Origin of the sequence: Mesorhizobium sp. WSM3859 (genome assembly GCF_002295065.1) — a bacterium.
Lineage (GTDB): Bacteria > Pseudomonadota > Alphaproteobacteria > Rhizobiales > Rhizobiaceae > Mesorhizobium.
Genome location: NZ_NSGG01000002.1, coordinates 475,375 through 492,717 on the forward strand (window position 1 = coordinate 475,375; position 17,343 = coordinate 492,717).

At 62.6% G+C, this 17,343-nt stretch carries 15 protein-coding genes; 7 read left to right on the forward strand and 8 right to left on the reverse strand.

What is annotated here, in order from left to right; translation table 11 throughout:
• Positions 1 to 80: 80 nt before the first annotated feature.
• From CK230_RS06110 to CK230_RS06125, 4 genes are all read left to right on the forward strand, one after another.
• The gene (locus CK230_RS06110; RefSeq protein WP_095816259.1) at positions 81 to 1,304 is read left to right on the forward strand and encodes an ROK family transcriptional regulator; all 1,224 of its coding nucleotides are present in this window, start codon (positions 81 to 83) and stop codon (positions 1,302 to 1,304) included.
• Between the two features lie 2 nt (positions 1,305 to 1,306).
• Positions 1,307 to 1,753 carry an RbsD/FucU domain-containing protein gene (locus CK230_RS06115; protein WP_095816260.1) on the forward strand — a complete coding sequence of 149 codons (447 nt, stop codon included), beginning with the start codon at positions 1,307 to 1,309 and terminating at the stop codon, positions 1,751 to 1,753.
• On the forward strand, positions 1,750 to 2,673 hold the full coding sequence (locus CK230_RS06120) for a carbohydrate kinase (RefSeq protein WP_095816261.1): 924 nt from the start codon (positions 1,750 to 1,752) through the stop codon (positions 2,671 to 2,673). Before CK230_RS06115 ends, CK230_RS06120 begins: the two co-directional genes overlap by 4 nt.
• Before the next feature lie 251 nt (positions 2,674 to 2,924).
• On the forward strand, positions 2,925 to 4,094 hold the full coding sequence (locus CK230_RS06125) for a DegT/DnrJ/EryC1/StrS aminotransferase family protein (protein ID WP_095816262.1): 1,170 nt from the start codon (positions 2,925 to 2,927) through the stop codon (positions 4,092 to 4,094).
• A 163-nt stretch (positions 4,095 to 4,257) separates the two neighbouring features.
• Here the strand turns inward: CK230_RS06125 and cysQ are convergent, their stop codons facing one another.
• From cysQ to cysD, 3 genes are read right to left on the reverse strand one after another with little or no spacing between them, the layout of a single operon-like run.
• Positions 4,258 to 5,043 (reverse strand): 3'(2'),5'-bisphosphate nucleotidase CysQ, encoded by a 786-nt coding sequence (cysQ, locus tag CK230_RS06130; protein WP_176480036.1) that lies wholly within the window; start codon positions 5,041 to 5,043, stop codon positions 4,258 to 4,260.
• Between the two features lie 10 nt (positions 5,044 to 5,053).
• The gene (cysN, locus tag CK230_RS06135; protein WP_176480021.1) at positions 5,054 to 6,991 is read right to left on the reverse strand and encodes a sulfate adenylyltransferase subunit CysN; all 1,938 of its coding nucleotides are present in this window, start codon (positions 6,989 to 6,991) and stop codon (positions 5,054 to 5,056) included.
• A 2-nt stretch (positions 6,992 to 6,993) separates the two neighbouring features.
• Positions 6,994 to 7,899, reverse strand: a complete 906-nt coding sequence (gene cysD / locus CK230_RS06140) for a sulfate adenylyltransferase subunit CysD (RefSeq protein ID WP_245429836.1) — start codon at positions 7,897 to 7,899, stop codon at positions 6,994 to 6,996.
• 442 nt (positions 7,900 to 8,341) lie between these two features.
• Between cysD and CK230_RS06145 the strand changes: the two genes are divergently transcribed.
• On the forward strand, positions 8,342 to 9,634 hold the full coding sequence (locus CK230_RS06145; RefSeq protein WP_095816265.1) for an O-antigen ligase: 1,293 nt from the start codon (positions 8,342 to 8,344) through the stop codon (positions 9,632 to 9,634).
• Positions 9,631 to 10,560, forward strand: coding sequence for an NAD-dependent epimerase/dehydratase family protein (locus tag CK230_RS06150; RefSeq protein ID WP_095816266.1), 930 nt, complete (start codon positions 9,631 to 9,633; stop codon positions 10,558 to 10,560). The genes CK230_RS06145 and CK230_RS06150 overlap by 4 nt, the downstream gene beginning before the upstream one ends.
• 75 nt (positions 10,561 to 10,635) lie before the next feature.
• Here the strand turns inward: CK230_RS06150 and CK230_RS06155 are convergent, their stop codons facing one another.
• From CK230_RS06155 to CK230_RS06165, 3 genes are all read right to left on the reverse strand, one after another.
• A complete protein-coding gene (locus tag CK230_RS06155; RefSeq protein ID WP_280952519.1) occupies positions 10,636 to 11,172 on the reverse strand; it encodes a sugar transferase in 537 nt (178 codons plus the stop codon).
• A 3-nt stretch (positions 11,173 to 11,175) separates the two neighbouring features.
• Positions 11,176 to 12,087, reverse strand: coding sequence for a glycosyltransferase family 2 protein (locus CK230_RS06160; RefSeq protein ID WP_245429837.1), 912 nt, complete (start codon positions 12,085 to 12,087; stop codon positions 11,176 to 11,178).
• A gap of 87 nt (positions 12,088 to 12,174) precedes the next feature.
• Complete coding sequence (locus CK230_RS06165; RefSeq protein WP_176480022.1) at positions 12,175 to 14,217, reverse strand: nucleoside-diphosphate sugar epimerase/dehydratase; 2,043 nt, start codon at positions 14,215 to 14,217, stop codon at positions 12,175 to 12,177.
• Positions 14,218 to 14,432: 215 nt separating this feature from the next.
• Here CK230_RS06165 and CK230_RS06170 point away from each other — a divergent pair, with 215 nt between their 5' ends.
• Positions 14,433 to 14,993 carry a Wzt carbohydrate-binding domain-containing protein gene (locus CK230_RS06170; RefSeq protein WP_095816269.1) on the forward strand — a complete coding sequence of 187 codons (561 nt, stop codon included), beginning with the start codon at positions 14,433 to 14,435 and terminating at the stop codon, positions 14,991 to 14,993.
• Positions 14,994 to 15,017: 24 nt separating this feature from the next.
• Here the strand turns inward: CK230_RS06170 and CK230_RS06175 are convergent, their stop codons facing one another.
• Complete coding sequence (locus CK230_RS06175; protein ID WP_095816270.1) at positions 15,018 to 16,526, reverse strand: ABC transporter ATP-binding protein; 1,509 nt, start codon at positions 16,524 to 16,526, stop codon at positions 15,018 to 15,020.
• The gene (locus tag CK230_RS06180) at positions 16,516 to 17,310 is read right to left on the reverse strand and encodes an ABC transporter permease (RefSeq protein WP_095816271.1); all 795 of its coding nucleotides are present in this window, start codon (positions 17,308 to 17,310) and stop codon (positions 16,516 to 16,518) included. The genes CK230_RS06175 and CK230_RS06180 overlap by 11 nt, the downstream gene beginning before the upstream one ends.
• Between the last annotated feature and the right edge of the window lie 33 nt (positions 17,311 to 17,343).

Here is a 17,343-nt window from a genome sequence, read left to right on the forward strand (position 1 = left end):
CTTATTTATTATTGACACTCTTGCGTCGTTCACTCATTCTGAACGAAAAGCATCGCGGGGAAACAGACGGGAGGAACAGGGTGGAGACCGGCATTGCGAGGCGCGGTTCGCCCGAGGCTTTGAAGAGCCGGCTGCATCGCGGCACCAACCAGAGCGGCATGCGCGACCATAATGAGCGGTTGGTGCTGTCCCTGGTGCGCCAGCACGGCAGCCTGGCCAAATCCGATATCGCGCGCATGACCGGGCTGTCGGCCCAGACGGTGTCGGTCATCATGCGCGAGCTCGAGGAAGACAAGCTGCTGGTGCGCCAGGCGCCGCTGCGCGGCAAGATCGGCCAGCCTTCGATCCCGATGGCGCTCAACCCGGAAGGCGCCTTCTTCATGGGCCTCAAGATCGGTCGCCGCAGTGCCGAGCTGGTGCTGATCGACTTTCTCGGCAATGTGCGCGCCATGCTGCAGCACTCCTACCGCTATCCCGCACCGCGCGAGACCGTCGAGTTCGTCACCGCCGGCATCAGGACGATGCGCGGCGAACTGACGCCGGCGCAGGACAAGCGCATTGCCGGGCTCGGCGTCGCCATGCCGTTCGAACTGTGGAACTGGGCCGACACGGCTGGCGCGCCGCGCGACGTGATGGAGGAATGGCGCCATCGCGACATACGCGCCGACATCCAGGCGCAGTGCGAGTTCCCCGTCTACCTGCAGAATGACGCGACTTCGGCCTGCGGCGCCGAGCTTGTCTTCGGCCAGGCGGGCGCGGCGCGCGACTTCGTCTATTTCTATATCGGCGCCTTTGCCGGCGGCGGCATCGTTCTCAACGGCCGTCTTTACAGCGGACCGAAGGGGAACGCCGGCGCGCTCGGATCAATGCCGGTGCCGGGGCCGGACGGCAAGCCGACGCAGCTCATCGACGTCGCCTCGATTGCAATGCTGGAGAAGGCGCTTTCCGCCAAGGGCATCGACGGCTCCTATCTGTGGACCTCGCCGCAGGAATGGGGCGACATCGGCGCCGAGCTCGACGAGTGGATCGCCAGCGCCTCGCGCGCGCTTGCCTATGCCATCGTCGCAGCCTCGTCCGTCATCGATTTCGAAGCGGCGGTGATCGACGGCTGGATGCCGCTCGAGGTGCGGCGCCGTCTTGTCGAGGCAATCCGGCAAGCCATTTCCGGCATCGACGCCGAGGGACTGAAGCTGCCTTTCGTGCGCGAGGGGACCGTCGGCATCCATGCGCGGGCGCTGGGCGGCGCCAGCTTGCCGCTTTCCGAGCGCTTCCTGATCGGGCCGAACACATCCGGGGGCGCCTGACGATGTTGATCGGAGTCCCCTCGCTGCTCGGGCCGCAGTTCCTGGCAACGCTCAGGGCAATGGGCCATGGAGACGAGATCGCCATCGTCGACGGCAATTATCCGGCCGAGGAACAGGCGCGCCGGCTGATCCGCGTGGATGGCCACCATATCATCCCGGTGCTTGACGCCGTGCTCAGCGTGCTGCCGGTGGACGAGGCGGTGCCGGAAGCGCTGTTCCGTGCCTCGGTCAACGGCGACCCGGCGCTGGCCGACCCCGTGCATCGCGAGATGGAAGCGGTTTGCGCCAGACGCGCGCCGGGCCATAAGGTGGTTGCACTGGCCGGGCCCGACTTCTATGCACGCGTCAAGGTCGCGCACGCGATCGTGGCGACCAGCGAACCCAGGCTCTTTGCCAATATCATCATCCGCAAGGGCGTGATCCATCCGCCGGAGACCAAGACGACATGATCCTTTGCTGTGGCGAAGCCCTGATCGACATGCTGCCGCGCATCACGACGGAAGGCGAAGCCGCCTTCGCGCCCTATGTCGGCGGGGCGGTGTTCAATTCGGCGATCGCGCTCGGCCGGCTCGGCGCCCCGGCGGGATTCTTCTCGGGCCTCTCCTCCGACCTGTTCGGCGGCCAGTTCCGCGAGGCGCTCGGCGCCAGCAAGGTGAGCTCCACCTATGCGCACACGTCCCCTCGCCCGACCACGCTCGCCTTCGTACGGCTCACCAACGGCCAGGCGACCTACACTTTCTATGACGAGAACACCGCCGGGCGCATGCTGACCATCGAGGACCTGCCGAAGCTCGGCGCCGAGATCGAGGCGATGCTGTTCGGCGCGATCAGCCTGATCTCGGAGCCGGCCGGGTCGGCCTATGAGGAGTTCATGCGGCGCGAGCACGAAAGCCGCGTGATGATGCTCGACCCGAACATCCGGCCCAACTTCATCCCGGACAAGGCCAAGCATCTCCGGCGCATCCGCGAGATGATGGCGATGGCCGACATCGTCAAGCTCTCGGACGAGGACCTGAAATGGTTCGACGAGGCCGGCTCGCATGAGGATGTGGTGCGCAACTGGCTGGATCGCGGACCAAAATTTATCGTCGTCACCCATGGCAGCGAAGGCGCCGTCGGCTACAACAAGGCGCACAAGGTCACGGTCATGCCGCAGAAGGTGAAGGTGGTCGACACGGTCGGCGCCGGCGACACCTTCAACGCCGGCATCCTTGCCTCGCTGCACGAGCAGGGCCTGCTCACCAAGGCGGCAATCGGCAGCCTCTCCGAGGACGCCATCCGCAAGGCGCTGGAGCTCGGCGCCAAGGCAGCCGCGGTGACCGTTTCGCGGGCCGGCGCCAACCCGCCCTGGCGGCATGAGATCGCATAAGCGGTTGTCCGGATGGGCGAAAGGCCTTCGCCAGCCGATCACTTTATGTTTCTGAAGTTGGAACGACGCGATAAAAGGCATTGAAAATGCTCGTTTTAGCCCGGTTTTCCGGCTTGTTCGGGCATTGCGCCGGCAAAGAGCGGTAACAGGCTGCGACACATAGGCAATTTGCCCCGGACCCGGCCGGCTTTCTCAGCCGCGCCAAGTCTGGTACCAGCGGGCCGGTTTATTTGGCAGCAATCGAGGCCGACATGCAGTTCATCGATCTTGGCGCGCAGCGCGAACGTATCCGCGACCGGCTGAAGGCCGCGATCGACCACGTCGTCGAGGACGGCCGCTATATCCTGGGACCCCAAGTCACCGAATTCGAGAACAAGCTCGCGGCCTATATCGGCGTCAAGCATGTTGTGGCCTGCGCCAACGGCACCGACGCGCTGCTTCTGCCGCTGTTTGCTGCCGGCATTGGCCCGGGCGACGCGGTGTTCGTGCCGAGCTTCACCTTCGCCGCGACGGCCGAGGTGGTGGCGTTGGCCAAGGCCGAGCCGGTCTTCGTCGACGTCGACCGCGATACCTACAACATTGACATCGCCAGCCTCGAAGCGGCGATAGAAATGATCAAGAAGCAAGGCCGGCTGAAGCCAAGGGCGATCATCCCGGTCGACCTGTTCGGCCTTTCGGCCGACTACGACGCGATCATGGCGATCGCCAAGCGCGAGAACCTTCTGGTGATCGAGGACGCCGCGCAGTCGATGGGGGGTTCCGCCGACGTCCAGGCGATCGGCGGAACCGCCGACGCCAAGATGTGCGGCGCCTTCGGCCATGTCGGCTCGACCAGCTTTTACCCCGCCAAGCCGCTTGGCTGCTACGGCGATGGCGGCGCGATGTTCACCAATGACGGTGCGCTGGCCGACAAGCTCCGTTCCTTCGCCTTCCACGGCAAGGGCGAGACGCAATACGACAATGTCCGCGTCGGCATCAATTCGCGCCTCGACACGCTGCAGGCGGCGATTCTGATCGAGAAGCTCGCCATCCTCGAAGAGGAGATGGTGGCCAGGCAGGTTGTGGCGGACCGCTATGCCAAGGGTCTCGGCGACATCGTCAAGGCGTCACGCAATCTGGGCCACGGCCGCTCGGCCTGGGCGCAATACGCGATAGAGACCCCGAAGCGCGACGGACTGAAAGCGCATCTCGGCGAAAAAGGCATCCCGTCGGTGATCTACTATGTGAAGCCGCTGCATGAGCAGGTGGCCTACAAGGACTATCCGCGCACGCCCACCGGCCTTGCCGTCTCGGAAACGCTGCCGAAGCAGATCCTCTGCCTGCCGATGCACGCCTATCTCAGCGAAGCCGACCAGGACCGCATCATCGAGACGATCCGCAACTATATCGGCTCGAACTCGGCGCATGTGGCGGCGGCGTAGGAGTGCGTAATCTCCCCCCTCGAGGGGGAGATGGCCGGCAGGCCAGAGGGGGTCGCCGCGCGTGAAGCGCCGACGCCCCTGCTGAAAAGAAATGACGCTGGCGCTCTACGCGCGGCGACCCCCTCTGTCGCCTTCGGCGACATCTCCCCCTCAAGGGGGGAGATCAGGTCGCCGCGCCCTTCCCCGTCGCGATGAAATGCGGGTTGGCGAAATCGCTGTCACTGGCCTGGTTGCGCTTGCCGTAGACGAGCGGCAGGCCGTCCAGCGTGCGTGTCATGCCGCCGGCGGCGCGCAGCACGGCGTCTCCCGCCGCCGTGTCCCATTCCATGGTGCGGCCGAAGCGCGGATAGACGTCGGCCTCCGCCGCGGCGAGCAGGCAGAATTTCAGGGACGAGCCGACCGAGACGATCTCGGCGGCACCGAGGTCGCGGATGAAGGCGTCGGTCTCGGGCGTGTTGTGCGAACGGCTGGCGACGACCGCGAGTGGCGTGCCCCCTGCCCTCACCGTAATCGGCCGGCGGCCGGCGATGCGATAATCGGCGTCGACCTCCAGTGCCTCGGCCTTGCCAGGCCGTCCGCTGAAAAAGCGCCCAGTGCATGGCGCGTAGACGACGCCGACTTCCGGCACGCCATGACGCACCAGCGCGATGTTGACGGTGAAATCGGTGCGGCGGTTGACGAATTCCTTGGTGCCGTCGAGCGGATCGATCAGGAAGAACGCGCCGTCGAGGTCGGGCGTGGCGATGCCGGCGGCCACCTCTTCCTCGGCCACACATGGGATATGTGGATAGGCGGCGCGCAGACCGGCGAGGATGATCTTCTCGCTTTCGCGGTCGGCTTCTGTCACCGGCGAGGAGTCGGCCTTGCTGTCGACGGCGCAGCCTTCATGGAAGACGCGCATGACCTCGCGCCCTGCTTCCAGCGCCAGGCGCTCGAAGACACCCAGCATCGCCTCGTCGTCAGATACCGCCGCCATTGTCATACTGCTCCTCGGCAATGTCGCGCTCGGTCAGCCAGTGTTCCAGGGCTTCCGCCATCTCCTGCGGGCTTCTGCCGAGGGTCTTGAGATGGATTTCCGGGTTCTCCGGCGCCTCATAGGGAGAATCGACGCCGGTGAAATTCTTGATCTCGCCGCTCAAGGCGCGCGCATAAAGCCCCTTCGGATCACGGCGCGCGCATTCCTCGAACGGCGTGTCGACGAATACCTCGACGAACTCGCCCTCGGCCATCAGCTCGCGGGCCACGCGCCTCTCCGCGGCAAAGGGCGAGATGAAGGAGACAATGACGATCAAGCCGGCATCGGCCATCAGCTTGGCCACTTCGGCGACGCGGCGGATGTTTTCGACGCGGTCCGCGTCGGTGAAGCCGAGATCGCGGTTCAGCCCGTGACGGACATTGTCGCCATCGAGGATATAGGTGTGGCGCCCGGACGCGAACAGCTTCTTCTCGAACAGGTTGGCGATGGTCGACTTGCCCGAGCCGGACAACCCGGTGAACCAGAACACCGCCGGGCGCTGATTCTTCAGATCGGAGCGGCCGCGCTTGCCGACATCGAGCGACTGCCAGTGGATGTTTTCCGCGCGGCGCAGCGAATGCAGGATCATGCCGGCGCCGACGGTGGCGTTGGTAATGCGGTCGATCAGGATGAAGGCGCCGGTGGTACGGTTCTCGGCAAACGGATCGAAGGCGATCGGCGCGCGGGTCGAGAGGTTGCAGACGCCGACCTCGTTAAGGTCGAGCGACTTCGCCGCCTCATGCGCGAAATCGTTGACGTTGACGCGGTATTTGAGGTCCGTGACCGTGGCGCTGACCTGGTCGGTCTCGGTGCGCAGGATGTAGGAGCGGCCGGGCAGCAGCGCCTGCTCGTCGAACCAGACGATGTTGGCCGCGAACTGGTCGGCGACCTGCGGACGCGCTGACGGCGACACCAGCATGTTGCCGCGCGACACCTCGACCTCATCCTCGAGGACCAGCGTAATCGCCTGGCCGGCAACAGCCTGCTCGAGGTCGCCGCCCTGCGCCACGATGCGCTTGACCCGGGACGCCTTGCCGGACTTGGCAACGACGACCTCCTCGCCCTGCGAAACCGTGCCCGAGGCGATGGTGCCGGCGAAGCCGCGGAAATCGAGGTTCGGGCGGTTCACATACTGAACCGGGAAGCGGAACGGCAGCTCGACGGCGGCTTCGTCGACCGACACGGTTTCCAGATGCTCGATGAGCGAAGGGCCAGAATACCAGGGCGTGCGCTCCGAGCGACTGGTGACATTATCGCCGAAACGCGCCGACATAGGGATCGGCACGACGCTGACGAAGCCGAGCCCTTTTGCGAATTCGCCATAATCGGCGACGATCTGGTCGAACGCAGCCTTGTCGAAGTTGATAAGGTCGATCTTGTTGACCGCCAGCACGATGTGACGGATGCCGAGCAGCGAGGCGATGATCGAATGACGCCTGGTCTGGCGCAGCACGCCCTGGCGCGCATCGATCAGCACGATGGCGAGATCGGCGGTCGAGGCGCCTGTCGCCATATTGCGCGTGTACTGCTCGTGCCCGGGCGTATCGGCGACGATGAACTTGCGCTTCGGCGTGGCGAAGAAACGATAGGCGACGTCGATGGTGATGCCCTGCTCGCGCTCGGCCTCAAGCCCGTCGACCAGCAGCGCGAAGTCGATGTCGTCGCCGGTGGTGCCGTGCTTGCGCGAGTCCTTCTCCAGCGCGGCAAGCTGGTCCTCGAAGATCTGCTTGGTGTCGGAAAGCAGGCGGCCGATCAGCGTCGACTTGCCGTCATCGACGGAGCCGCAAGTGAGGAAGCGCAGCAGCGATTTCTTCTCCTGAGCGGCCATGTAGTCGCGGATCGAATCGGTCGGGGCGAGGCTCTTGGCCATGATGTGGCGCATTATCAGAAATAACCCTCGCGCTTCTTCTTTTCCATCGAGCCCGCCTCGTCGCGGTCGATGAGGCGGCCCTGGCGCTCGGAGGTGCGGGCGGTCAGCATCTCGCCGACGATGGCCTCCAGCGTGTCGGCGTCCGATTCGATGGCGCCGGTCAGCGGATAGCAGCCTAATGTGCGGAAGCGCACGAGGCGGTTCTCGATGGTCTCGCCGGGTCGCAACTGCATGCGGTCGTCGTCCTTCATGATCAGCATGCCGTCGCGCTCCACCACCGGCCGCTCCTTGGCGAAATAGAGCGGCACGATCGGGATGTTTTCCTGCAGGATGTATTGCCAGATGTCGAGCTCGGTCCAGTTGGACAACGGGAAGACACGGATCGACTCGCCCGGCGCGATGCGGGTGTTGAAGATCTTCCACATTTCCGGCCGCTGGTTCTTGGGGTCCCAGGAGTGCTGCGCGTTGCGGAAGGAGAAGATGCGCTCCTTGGCGCGCGACTTCTCCTCGTCGCGGCGGGCGCCGCCGAAAGCGGCGTCGAAGCCGTATTTGTCGAGCGCCTGGCGCAGCGCCACCGTCTTCATCACATGGGTGTGGGTGTTGGAACCATGGTCGAAGGGGTTGATGCCGTCGCGAACACCGTCTTCGTTGACATGGACGAGCAGGTCGAAGCCGAGCTTCTGCGCCATCTGGTCGCGAAACGCGATCATCTCGCGAAACTTCCAGGTGGTGTCGACATGCAGGAAGGGAAAAGGCGGCTTGGCGGGATAGAAGGCCTTCATCGCCAGATGCATCAGCACCGAGGAATCCTTGCCGACGGAATAGAGCATCACCGGCTTGGAGAAAGAGGCCGCGACCTCGCGGAAGATGTGGATGGACTCGGCCTCGAGCCGTTGCAGATGCGTGAGCGCGATATTCATGGACTGTCGAGCGTTCTCTCGTGCCGTCGAGCGGAAATCCTGCATTGCGGGCGCAATTCCATGCCGCCCGGGCGCAAGTTTCACTTGGACAAACTTGTTTCGTGCGGGCGTTCTAACAGATCGGCGCTGTTCATAACAATGCAGGACGCGCCGGACGCATGATGATTAAGGAACGAATTTTCCAAGCGAGGCCTGGAAAGCGGAAAATCCTGCCAGGGCGCTGAAAACGCGGGAGCAGGGAAAGGACCGTAAGTTCCGAAGATGTCAGCCGTTCCGAACCAAGGATTTCTGTCGGAACATCGTCAACCGGCCTATCGCAGAACGGCGCCAGCGGCTATACGGGCTCGGGGAACGGGCAAGGCGCGGCGAACAGAGTCGGTCCAGCCGGCCGTCGGCTGGCGTCACGGATCCGGGCGCAATCTGGAAATTGCGAAGCAAGCATTTGAACCCGTTTTCTACGCTCCGGCGCCACCTCTCGCCCGCACAGATCAATTTCTATTTTTCGATCATCTGCTTTTTTTCGCCGCCGGTGCTGGGTTCGCTGGTCAGCATCGCCTTCAATGCCGGTGGTGTGTGGTCGGTATTCCTGCTGGCCGCGAAGCGGCGGCGCTTCAACATCGACCGGCCGATGCTCGCCTTGACGACGGCGATCTATGCCTATTGCGCGACCATGGTGCTTGCTTCGATCGTCAACGGCACGCTGGCGGCCGATCTGCGGCTCTTCCTGCCGCTGATCACCTTCCTGCTCTTTCCCATCTCCTACTCGACCTGGAGCATCACCGAGAAGACCACGCTGGCGCGCATCGCCATTCTGGCAAGCGCAGCGGCCTGTTTCGGCGCATTGGCGATCGCCATCGTCCAGTATCACTGGCAGGGCATAAGGGCCGAGGGCGGCGCCGGAAACGCGATCGTCTTCGCAACCGTCACCTGCCTTGCCGTCATGCTATGCCTGGCCGGCGCCCTGTCGGGCATCGAGACGCGCTGGAAGATGCTGGTCCTGGCGGCGACCGCCGGAAACGTGGCAATCCTCTATTCGGGCTCGCGCATGATCTGGGTGGCCGTGCCGATTACCGGCATCGTCGTCCTTCTCGTCAATCGCCGCCGGTTCGCCCGCGCCAGCGTGGCGCGCTTCCTGGCGATTGGCCTGGTGGCCGCCATTGTGATCGCCGCCATCGGCTCTCGCGTCATCCTGGATCGAACCGACTTCCTGGTCAGCGACTGGGATGCGCTGAACGCCAATGGCGACCATTCGACGGCGCTGGGTCTGCGCGTGGCGATGTGGGAAATCGGCGTCAACGCATTTCGCGAGATGCCGATTTTCGGCCATGGTATCGCGGCCAGCCGGGCGCTGATGAATCAAGCGCTTCAGGACCGGTTCGGCTTGCAGGAGACCCTCAGTCATTTCCACAATGGCTTCCTGACGGCGCTGGTCCAGGCCGGCCTGCTGGGAGCGCTGTCCCTGGCGTCGATCTTCATCGTTGCCGCCTGGAATGCGGCAAGGACGCTGCGTTTCAGCGCGGACCCGCTGGAGCGGTTCGGCGCGACGGTGATCCTTGTCGCAATCATCACCTATCTCATCGCCGGAATGACCGGTATCCTCATCGGCCACGATATCCTCGACGCGACGCTGATGGTGTTCCTGGTTTCGGGAACCTACCTTGCGTCCGGGCGGACGGTGGCGCCGATCGGGAAAAGCGCGCCCGCCATGTCGCCGGACGCCAGCCCGCAACCATGAAGGTCCTGGTCACCGGCGCGACAGGCTTCGTTGGACAACGGATCGCCAGCCGGTTGCGCGAGGCGGGGTTTGACTTGCGGATCGCCTCTCGCCTGCCGCAACGGCTTGCGGGCGCGGATGATGCCGTCGCCTTGCCCGGCGCCGATGCGCCACAGGAAGCCTTTCTCGCGCTGATGCCGGATGTGACGCATGTCGTCCACTGCGCGGCGCTCAACAATGATCGCGGCGCCGGCGAGGCCGACCTGCGGGCCGTCAACGCGACATTGACCGGACGGCTCGCCCAGGCGGCCGCCAAGCGCGCCGGAGGGCGCTTCATCTACCTCTCCTCGATCCGCGCCGTCGTGGGGGCCGATTTCAGTGGCATGATCGACGAGGCCACGCCCCCTGCCCCGCAATGCGCCTACGGACGCTCCAAGCGCGGAGGCGAGATCGCAATGCTGGAGGCTTTTGCGACCGCCGGACACGTCGGCGCGACGGCGCTGCGGCTGCCGCCGGTCTATGGCGAAGGCATGAAGGGAAATCTGCGCGGGCTGATGCGTCTCGCCGCCACCGGCCTGCCGCTGCCCGCAGCCGCTTTGACCGCGGTTCGTTCGCTGGTCTCCCATGACGCGGTGGCTGGCGCCGTGACGCATCTCCTGGCCCGTCCGACGCCGCCGCGCCCGACCTATGTCCTGGCCGATGCCTCGCCGGTTGCGCTGTCTGAAATCATCGCCGCGTTCCGGCGCGGATATGGCCGGCCGGCCCGACTGCTCCCCATGCCGGCCTGGCCGTTCCGGCTGCTGGCGACGCTCAGTGGCCGACAGGCGTCGTGGCGGGCTTTGGTGGCCACGCAGATCTGCGATCCGTCGCTGCTGGCCTCGGAAGGCTGGATGCCGGAGACCGACACGCTCGGCCGGATCGAGGAACTGGCGCGGCAGGCCGGTTAGGGCGGTTCCAGCGCAGGCGGTTTTCGCCCGGAATTGCGCCAAACCAGGAGCGTTTCACCGTTTCCGCGAAACGCCCTATGCGCGGTAGAACGTGCCCAGCAATATCCTGAGGTCCAGGCGAATGGTGGCGGCCTGGACGTAGGCCGCGTCGGTCTCGGCGCAGCGTCTCGGATCCGACATGTCGATCCCCTTGATCTGCGCCAAACCGGTTATGCCCGGAAGTGCTGTGAGCACGCCCAGTTGCTTGCGCCGCTCGATCAGTTCCGTCTGCGTCGGCAGGCACGGACGCGGTCCCACGAGGCTCATCTCGCCCTTGAGCACGTTCCAGAGCTGCGGCAACTCGTCGATCTTGGTTGCGCGCAGCACCTTGCCTACCGCGGTGACCGAATTGGCCGGTGCCTGGTGGGTAGGCAAGGAGGGGGTGTCGCGACGCATCGTGCGCAGCTTGCGGCAGGAAAAGAGCGCGCCCTCCCGCCCGACGCGGATTTGCGAGAAGATGGCGGGGCCCGGCGACGTCGCCCGGATCGCCAGCATCGCGACCAGCACAATCGGCGACGTAGCCGCCAGCATCACCGCCCCAACAGCCAGATCAAAGGCGCGCTTTGCCGTCACGGTTCAGATCCGGCGCGAAAGGAAAGCGAGGTAGAGCCCCAGCGTTCCCATGAGGGTCTGCCGGTAGACGCCGCTTTTGCCGAGCAGGCTGAAGCGCCTGAAGGTGCTGCCCTTGCGCGCCCTGATGAACAGGCGCAGGCAAAGCGCCGCATCGCGCGCGATGAGGTCGCGGTTGACGGCAAGGCCCCTGAGGTTGCTGTCGGTCCAGGTGGCGAACTGGCCCTGAAACAGCCGTCCGAGCCGTGAAAGCCTTGCCTTCCACGAGACGTTGGCGCCGACGAGGTTTGCCGCGTGCTGGCGGTACCGGACCAGCGGCCGCGGCTCGTAGCGCACCTTCCCGCCGGCGGCGGTGACGATGAGATAGGCCCACCAGTCATGGCTGACGAAGTCGGTCCTTGCCGATGCTTTCGCCAGGAGGTCGCGCGCCTTGCGGTTGAAAAGCATGGTGTTGCCGCCGGCGATGCTTTGCACCAGCGCGTTGCGGAAAGACGGCGGGCGGCGAAACAGCGGCGAATAGCCGGCTGGGATGCCGGTCTGCGAAATGGTTGCCGTGCGCGAGCAGAACAGGAGCGGCATGTCGATATCCTCTCCCTCCATCCAGCGGATGGCGCTCTCCAGCCGATCCGGCTCCCAGACATCGTCCTGGTCGCAAAAGGCATAGTAATCGGCATCGATGCGGGGATCGATGATCATCGATCGGAAATTGGCGGCGAAGCCCTTTCGCGGGCCATCCACCAGCGTAAGGGAGCCCTTGTTCCAGCGGGATCGCCAAGCCTCGACGATCGCGACCGTGGCGTCCGTCGAGCCATCGTCGGAAACCCACAGATCGACCGCAGGCCAGGACTGCGCGAAAAGGGATTCCAATTGCTCGCCGATGAACGCCGCGCCATCCCTCGTGCCCATGAGAACGGCCACGCGCTGATCTTTTGCGGTCACGGTCTCTGAACCCGCGGGGGCATTCGAACAGGCTTCAACTGCCGATTTCGGGCGGGCGGCACTGGTCTAACCGATCTGACCGGCCGTTTTCGGCACCGCCTGCCCGCGAGCGCCGATGTCTTCCTCGATCGGGTTGAACCCGGCCAGGACGGCAAGCGCTGCGGCCCTGTCCCGATCGTGCATCGCGGCCACCAGGGCCGGCAGCGCGGCCTCGATCCTGGGCCATTGCACGACGGCGCTCCTGAGGCCGAAGATCTTGGCGATGTCGAGCTTGACGACCTCTTCATTCTCGCCATGCAGCATCTCGTGCAGCTTCTCGCCGGGCCTGATGCCGGTGAAGCGGATCGGAATGTCCGTGTAGGGGCTTTTGCCGGTCATGCGGATCATGGTTTCGGCGACTTCGAGGATCGGCACCGGCTGGCCCATGTCGAGCATGTAGATGGCGTAGTCGTCCTTGCCCTGGCGCTGCTCGGCATCGGCGGCCGACATGATGACGAGATCGACTGCCTCGGCCACGGTCATGAAATAACGGGTCATGCGCCGGTCCGTGATGGTGACCGGCCCGCCGGCTTCGATCTGCGCCTGGAAGATGGTCGCCACCGAGCCATTGGAGCCGAAGACATTGCCGAAGCGCACGGCAATGAACTTGGTGCCGGAACGATGCACGCCCTCGTGATGGGAGTGATGCGCGCCGGCCCGATGACCGTTCGCGGCATGCAAGGGCGATGGCGCGGCGTGGGTTTCATGCAGCGAGGAGACGATCTGTTCGGCCGCGCGCTTGGTGACGCCGAGCACGGAAGTCGGGTCGACGGCCTTGTCGCTGGAAATCAGCAGGAACTGCGGCACCCCGCATTCGGCGGCGATCTCGGCGCAGGCGAGCGTGCCGAAGACATTCGTCTCGATCGCCGCTTCCCAGTTCTCTTCCAGCAGCGGCACGTGCTTCAGCGCCGCGGCATGAAAGAGGATCGAGGGTTTGAACTCGCTGACGAGACGCATCATGTGAGGCCGGTCGGTCACGTCCACGATGCGGCTGGTCAGCCGGTCGCGGTAATGATCGTCGATCAGCTGATCGAGCTGGAAAATGCCGAATTCGGAATTGTCAGCCACCAGCACCGCCTCGGCGCCAAGCTCCAGCGCGCGCTTGACGAGCACGCGGCCGATGGAGCCGGCGCCGCCGGTGACCATCACCCGCTTGCCGCCGACGAAGGCGCCGATTCGCGCGGTGTCGGTGGCGACCGCCGAACGGCGCATGATGGTTTCCATCTCCACGGCATCGAGAACCAGCCTGCCGCCCTGCCCCAGTTCGGACAGGCCCGAAAACTGGACCACGGCGATGCCGCTGTGACGCGCGACGCGCACCAGCTCGGCATAGTCCTCGATCTCGCGCTCGACCCCCTTGCCGAAGATCAGCAGGTCGAGGCTTTCCGTGCCATTGACATAGTCCTCCAGCACCTCGACCAGTCGCGGCCTGAGCGCCACGACCGGAACGCCCTGGATCCGCGTGCCGAGCGGCGCGTCCATCTCGGTCGCCATGATGCCGGCGATGGCGTACTCGGCCGGCACCGCCGTGCGGGTGAAGCGCACGATCACGTCCGCCTCGCTCAGCCGGCCGATGAACAGCGCCTGCTTGACCGGCGCGTCGCCCGTAGCGCGGCGCAGGATGCGCCAGGACGCGCCGTCGCGAAGAAAGCGATAGTAAAGCCGGGGCGCCGAAATGATGGTGAAGGAGACCAGGAAAAAGACGATGAACTGGCGTTCGTTGAGGCCGGCGACCGGCTGGAAAAAGAAGCGGAAGGCAAGCGAGGCCAGGTAAAGGACCACCGTCAGGCTGCCGCAGCCCTTGAGGATGTTGAAGAAGTCGGGCGTGGAGGCAAAGCGCCAGACGGTGTTGTAGAGGCCGCAAGAGCGAAACAACAGATGGGCGATAAGCACGATGACCGCCCAACAGGCCAGCCCGCCGGGGGAGAAGGCGGCAAAGGAAAGCCGCGACTGCGAAAGGATGAGGCTGAGTGCCACCGCCACCAGGACCATGACGAGATCCTGCACCATGATGATGGCGCGCCGCATCCTTGGTCTGAGTTCCGATACGGCTTCTACGTATGCGGTCATTGGGTGGCACTGAACTCCAGGCGTGAGCACATGCTATCAGAACGGCGCAGGACAAAACATCGTCCGCCGCCACTCTGGATTGCAAATCCCCAACCCCGTAACCCGATTATCGCCTTAGCGCGGAGTTGAAGGGAGGGCCAGAGGTTTTTTGGGGAACTGGCAAGACTTGTTGCCGATGTGTTGCCCCTCGAGTTCTCGAGGGCTATTGAAGTTAGATGATTCAAAAACCCGACTTCGAGAACACCGACTACTCCTATGAGCCCTATCTCGATGAGTGGCAGGAGGAAGGAATCCTGCCCCAATCGAGGGTTGACTATGCTTCGCGCGGCGCAGTTATTAGCAATGTGCGTATAGAGAACGTCATGGGACAGAGAGTGAACTCACTTCGCCTCAACCGGCAATACCGCTACCGATACGATGTTGAATTTACAGAGGACTGCCATTCTGTGTCGTTTGGGATGCTCATCAAGACGACGAGTGGTTTAGAACTAGCTGGTGCTACAAACGAAATTGACCCGAATTCCTTTTGTTTTGGCAAGGCTGGCACGAGGCAGGAGGTAATCTTCCTTTTCTGCAACCGTTTCCTGCCCAGCGTATATTTCATGAATGCCGGGGTGGTGGGAAAAATCGGTGATGATCGTGTTTTCCTGCACCGCATTCTAGATGCCTACTCTTTCCGTTCTCAGGCTGATCCCGGGCAGATCGGAAACGTTTATCTGAACATCGACGCAAGCCTGCTTCTACCTGCTCCGCACGAGACAAGAGATGGCGTCTGATAGTCATTATGGCGTGCAATCTTTTTAGTTTTTATAAGAACGCACTATTGGTTCACCTCTTTTTGTTCGTGTCATACGAATACTTGAACCCAAGTCGATTTTCCCGGTCGCGATTAGATCCGCCTCCTGAGCAGTGCGCGCCGTTACGGCGTCGATGATCCGATGCATCTCGATCTGCTCCGCACCAATGGTCCCAGAGACACCACAGTTGAAAAAGTAGATTCCAGGAAGCGCCAAGCAGGTAAATTCTATTGAAATATTAATAGTATCTCCTTTTTCCACCTGACGCATACGGTACGACGGAGATCCATTTGACTGTACCCCAGCTATGAGGACTCCATCTAAAGATTTCATCCACATGCTAAAGCCTAAATCCGTTGCTTCTTCATCGAAATCAACAGAATACTGCATCAGATATCGCTTTCCCAATCGAAGTATATTTGCTCTATGCCCGTTTAGGGTAGTGATCCGGACGTCGTTGATAGTGGCTCCCCTTCTTTCAAGCACCAGAGGAGATTTTGAGACGAGATTCGCATCAAAATAGTCGGCAAGGCCATCTTCGCTCTGCGAATTTATTCTATCCTTGACCCCCGCATTATAAGTTTCGATCTTCGGCGCGATTGATTCGGCCGAAGGTCGCTGGCCAGCATCTCGCTTGGAGTCGCCAGCCTCGCTTGAAACAGGACCGACTTTGATGTTCGCATTCAGCGCCACAATAGCTGCGCGAATTTCTGCGGCACTCGATGAGCTGGCATTCGCTAGACGCTGGTATTGGCTAACCACCATCTTCGGACTTCCCTCGAGTATCTTCTCGCCTCCATCGATAAGTATCGCCCTCGTACACAGTTGGACAATCGCCTGAGTACCGTGGCTAACGAAGAGGATTGTGCCGCCCTTGTCCTTGATATCCTCGATCCGAGCGAAGCACTTGCGTTGAAAGGCCTCGTCGCCAACCGCCAACGCTTCGTCGACCACAAGGATGTCAGGGTCGACGTTAATCGCGGTGGCGAAAGCGAGGCGTACATACATGCCCGACGAATAGGTCTTCACAGGCTGGTCAATGAAGGGGCCGATATCCGCAAAGCGCGCGATATCATCGAAACGCCACTCCATTTCTTTATACGGAACGCCGAGGATCGAGGCGTTAAGGAAGACGTTCTCCCGGCCGGTGAACTCTGGATTAAACCCCGCGCCCAGTTCGAGCAGCGCGGCGATTCGGCCATTGACTTCGACCGTTCCGCTGGTCGGCTGAAGCGTGCCGCAGATGATCTGTAGCAAGGTCGACTTTCCGGAACCGTTGCGCCCGACGATGCCCACTGTCTGGCCATGCCCAATGTCGAAAGAGATGCCAGACAGTGCCGCGAAATCACGAAAATACCTCCTCGGCGAGCGACCGATCAACCGTTCTAAGCGCGGCACAAACATTTGCTTGAAACGATCTTCAGGCCGCTCGAACATCACATAGTGCTTCGAGACCTCGCGCACGCTGATCGCGATGCCCGAGCCCCGAGCGCCGGCACTATCAAAGGACATCGGCAAAACCCCTACGGGTCTTCTGGAAAAAATGGTAGCCAAAGAGTGCGATTACAATCGCCACGAGCGAGTAACTACCAAAAGCTGTCCATTCCGGCGGAATGCCAAAGATGACGACGTTGCGTAGGCTTTCCACCGGAACTGCGAGCGGATTGAGCGAAAGCCATGGCTGCAACCAAACTGGCAGCGCGGTTCTTTGAAAGAAAACTGGTGACAAGAACAAAATCGCCGTCACCAATGGAGATACGATTTGGCCCATATCACGAAAATAAACGCCGATCGATGCCAGCATCCAAGCGATACCAACCACAAAAACGACAAATGGCGCAAAGACCAATGGCGCCAGAGCCACAGTAAGCGGTACCCTACCGAAGACACCATAAACGAACGCCAGGAGAACTACCAAATTGACCGCCACGTGAAACAAGGCCGCGCCGGCTGAAACCACAGGAAGAACCTCTATGGGAAAGACGATCTTCTTAACGAAATTGGCATTTGCCACAATCAGTCCTGGCGAAAGCGAGATCACTTCTGCAAAGAATTGAAAAACGATGAGACCACAGAATAGTACGACCGCAAACTCTCCAGTGGAGTGTGCAGCTGCGGGATGGTCGGGGATCGTCCAACGAGTTTTCATTACCACGCCAAAAACGAAGGTGTAGACGGCCAACATGAACAAGGGATTGAGCAGCGACCACAGCAGACCAAACACAGAACCGCGATACCTCCCAACGACCTCGCGGCGAATCAACATTGATACGAGCGTGACATCCTGCTGCAGCATCAAGATAGAGTCCTACTCGTTTGGCCCGCGCGC